General features: G+C 63.5%; 4 protein-coding genes. 2 read left to right on the forward strand and 2 right to left on the reverse strand.

Annotation, left to right across the window (positions count from 1 at the left end; translation table 11 throughout):
- Both gmk and ACK1U9_RS07325 read right to left on the reverse strand, forming a co-directional pair.
- Window positions 1-596 (reverse strand): guanylate kinase (gmk, locus tag ACK1U9_RS07320; protein ID WP_449109793.1); only part of this gene is annotated, 596 nt, incomplete at its 3' end.
- Window positions 597-609: 13 nt separating this feature from the next.
- Window positions 610-1,473, reverse strand: coding sequence for a YicC/YloC family endoribonuclease (locus tag ACK1U9_RS07325; protein ID WP_085601106.1), 864 nt, complete (start codon window positions 1,471-1,473; stop codon window positions 610-612).
- Between the two features lie 228 nt (window positions 1,474-1,701).
- On the opposite strand from ACK1U9_RS07325, the gene rph reads away from it, so the two are divergent.
- Window positions 1,702-2,424 (forward strand): ribonuclease PH, encoded by a 723-nt coding sequence (rph, locus tag ACK1U9_RS07330; protein ID WP_046613695.1) that lies wholly within the window; start codon window positions 1,702-1,704, stop codon window positions 2,422-2,424.
- A 22-nt stretch (window positions 2,425-2,446) separates the two neighbouring features.
- Complete coding sequence (locus ACK1U9_RS07335; RefSeq protein WP_449109794.1) at window positions 2,447-2,815, forward strand: DUF4870 domain-containing protein; 369 nt, start codon at window positions 2,447-2,449, stop codon at window positions 2,813-2,815.
- The last annotated feature ends 48 nt before the right edge of the window (window positions 2,816-2,863 follow it).

Below are 2,863 nucleotides of genomic sequence, written 5' to 3' on the forward strand. Positions count from 1 at the left end.
GCCGCATGACGCTGTTGCTGCTTCTTCAGCCGCAGGCGGTTCGAGCGGAATACTGCCTTCAAGTCTTCCAGCGCCACGTCGAAGTCATCGTTGATGATCACGTAGTCATACTCGTCGTAGTGCACCATCTCGCTGACCGCTTCCTTCATGCGCCCGGCGATGATCTCTTCGCTGTCCTGCCCGCGGCCATCCAGGCGTTCGCGCAGGGCCTGCTGGCTTGGCGGCAGGATGAACACCGACAAAGCCTCGGGCATCAGCTTGCGTACCTGCTGGGCGCCTTGCCAGTCGATTTCCAGGATCAGGTCATTGCCCTGGTCGAGTACCTCTTGCAGCGCGCTGCGCGAAGTCCCGTAGAAGTTGCCGAACACTTCGGCGTGTTCGAGGAAGTCACCCTTGGCGATCAGCCCCTTGAAGTCGTCATGGCTGACGAAGTGGTAGTTCACGCCGTGCTGCTCGCCCGGGCGCATGGCGCGGGTGGTGTGCGAGACCGAGACGCTTACGCGCTTGTCGGCCTTGATCAGGGCGGTGACGAGGCTGGTCTTGCCGGCGCCCGAAGGGGCCGAAACGATGTAGAGGGTGCCGCTGCTGTGGTTCATGGTCGGGGTGGCCTTACTCGATGTTCTGTACTTGTTCACGCATCTGTTCGATCAATACCTTCAGGTTGACCGCCGCTTGCGTGCTGCGTGGGTCGAAGGCCTTGGAGCCGAGGGTGTTGGCCTCGCGGTTGAGTTCCTGCATCAGGAAGTCCAGGCGCCGGCCGGCAGCACCGCCACCCTTGAGCACCCGGCGCACTTCGGTGACGTGGGTGCTGAGGCGGTCGAGTTCCTCGGCCACGTCGCTCTTCTGGGCCAGCAATACCATCTCCTGCTCCAGGCGCTGTGGGTCGAGTTCGGCCTGCATGTCGCCGAAGCGGTCGAGGATCTTCTGCCGCTGAGCTGCCAGCATCTGCGGCACCAGGGCGCGCAGGGTGGTGACTTCGCTGGCCATGTTGTCCAGGCGTTCGTTGATCAGTCGGGCCAGTTCCTGGCCTTCACGCTGGCGCCCGGCCTTGAGCTCGGCCAGCGCTTGATCGAACAGCGCCATGGCTTCGGTATTCAGTGCCTGCGGGTCGCTGGCGTCGGCCACCAGCACGCCTGGCCACGACAGCACCTCCAGCGGGTTCAGTGGTGCCGGCTGCTTGATCAGGCCGGCCACTTCCTCGGCGGCGGCAACCAGCTGCGCGGCGCGCTCGCGGTCCACCTTCAGCGGTTTGCCGTTGCTGTCTTCGTTGAGGCGCAAGGTGCATTCCACCTTGCCCCGCGACAGGCCCTGGCGCAGGCCTTCGCGCACAGCGCCTTCGAGGTCGCGCAGGGCCTCGGGCAGGCGCAGGTGCGGCTCCAGGTAACGGTGGTTGACCGAACGCAGCTCCCAGACCAGGGTGCCTTGGCTGCCGGCGCGCTCGACACGAGCAAAAGCGGTCATGCTGTGCACCATGGGGAGTACCTCGCGTATATGAATGAACGGTGGGAGCCTCTCGGCTGCAAGGCGCAGGATTGTAGCGCAGTGGGGCCTTGGCGCCCAATCCACCCATGTTACCGACGGGTGGATTGGCCGGTAGGAAAAGGCGACGGGCTGTGGCGGGCGCGACAATAGGCATGTCTTCCCCGGGCCGTGGGCTCTATAATGCTCGGCAGATTCAAAGTCCCAGTACAGGTATCCCAGATGAAACGTCCAAGTGGTCGCGCCGCCGATCAGCTCCGCTCGATCCGCATCACCCGCAACTACACCAAGCACGCCGAAGGGTCGGTACTGGTCGAGTTCGGTGACACCAAGGTCATCTGCACGGTCAGCGTGGAAAACGGTGTGCCGCGCTTCCTCAAAGGCCAGGGCCAAGGCTGGCTGACCGCCGAATATGGCATGCTGCCGCGTTCCACCGGCGAGCGTAACCAGCGCGAAGCCAGCCGTGGCAAGCAGGGTGGCCGTACCCTGGAAATCCAGCGCCTGATCGGCCGTTCGCTGCGCGCCGCGCTGGACATGAGCAAGCTTGGTGACATCACCCTGTACGTCGACTGCGACGTGATCCAGGCCGATGGTGGCACCCGTACCGCGTCCATCACCGGTGCCATGGTCGCCCTGTGTGACGCACTGGCGGTGATCAAGAAGCGCGGTGGCCTGAAGGCTGGCAACCCGCTCAAGCACATGATCGCCGCAGTGTCGGTGGGCATGTACCAGGGCGAAGCGGTGCTCGACCTGGACTACCTGGAAGACTCCGCAGCTGAAACCGACCTGAACGTGGTCATGACCAGCGCCGGTGGCTTCATCGAAGTGCAGGGTACTGCCGAAGGTGCGCCGTTCCAGCCTGAAGACTTCAACGCCATGCTCGCCCTGGCACAGAAGGGCATGAACGAGATCTTCGAACTGCAGCAGGCGGCACTGGCCGACTGACCCAGCCATGGAGGTGCGGGGCATGAGCGAATCGAACCTGTCGATCACCCCGCCCAATGCCGAAGTCCGGCAGTGGGCGATGTTCTGCCACCTCTCCGCGCTGCTGGGCCTGGTGGTGCCGCTCGGGCACTTGCTGGGTCCGCTGGTGCTGTGGCACCTCAAGCGCGAGCAAGACCCTTTCATCGACGTCCAGGGCAAAGAGGCGCTGAATTTTCAGATCAGCGTGACCATTGCCGGGTTTATCTGCTTCCTGCTGATGTTCGTGTTCATCGGGCTGGTGCTGTTCGCCATGCTGATGGTCGCGGTGATGATCCTGATCATCATTGCGGCTGTGCGGGCGAATGAGGGCAAGCCGTACCGCTACCCGATGATCTGGCGGCCGATCAAATAATGCTGGGGCTGCTTTGCAGCCCTATCGCGACACAAGGCCGCTCCTACA

It is taken from the genome of Pseudomonas sp. XP1 (assembly GCF_053557675.1).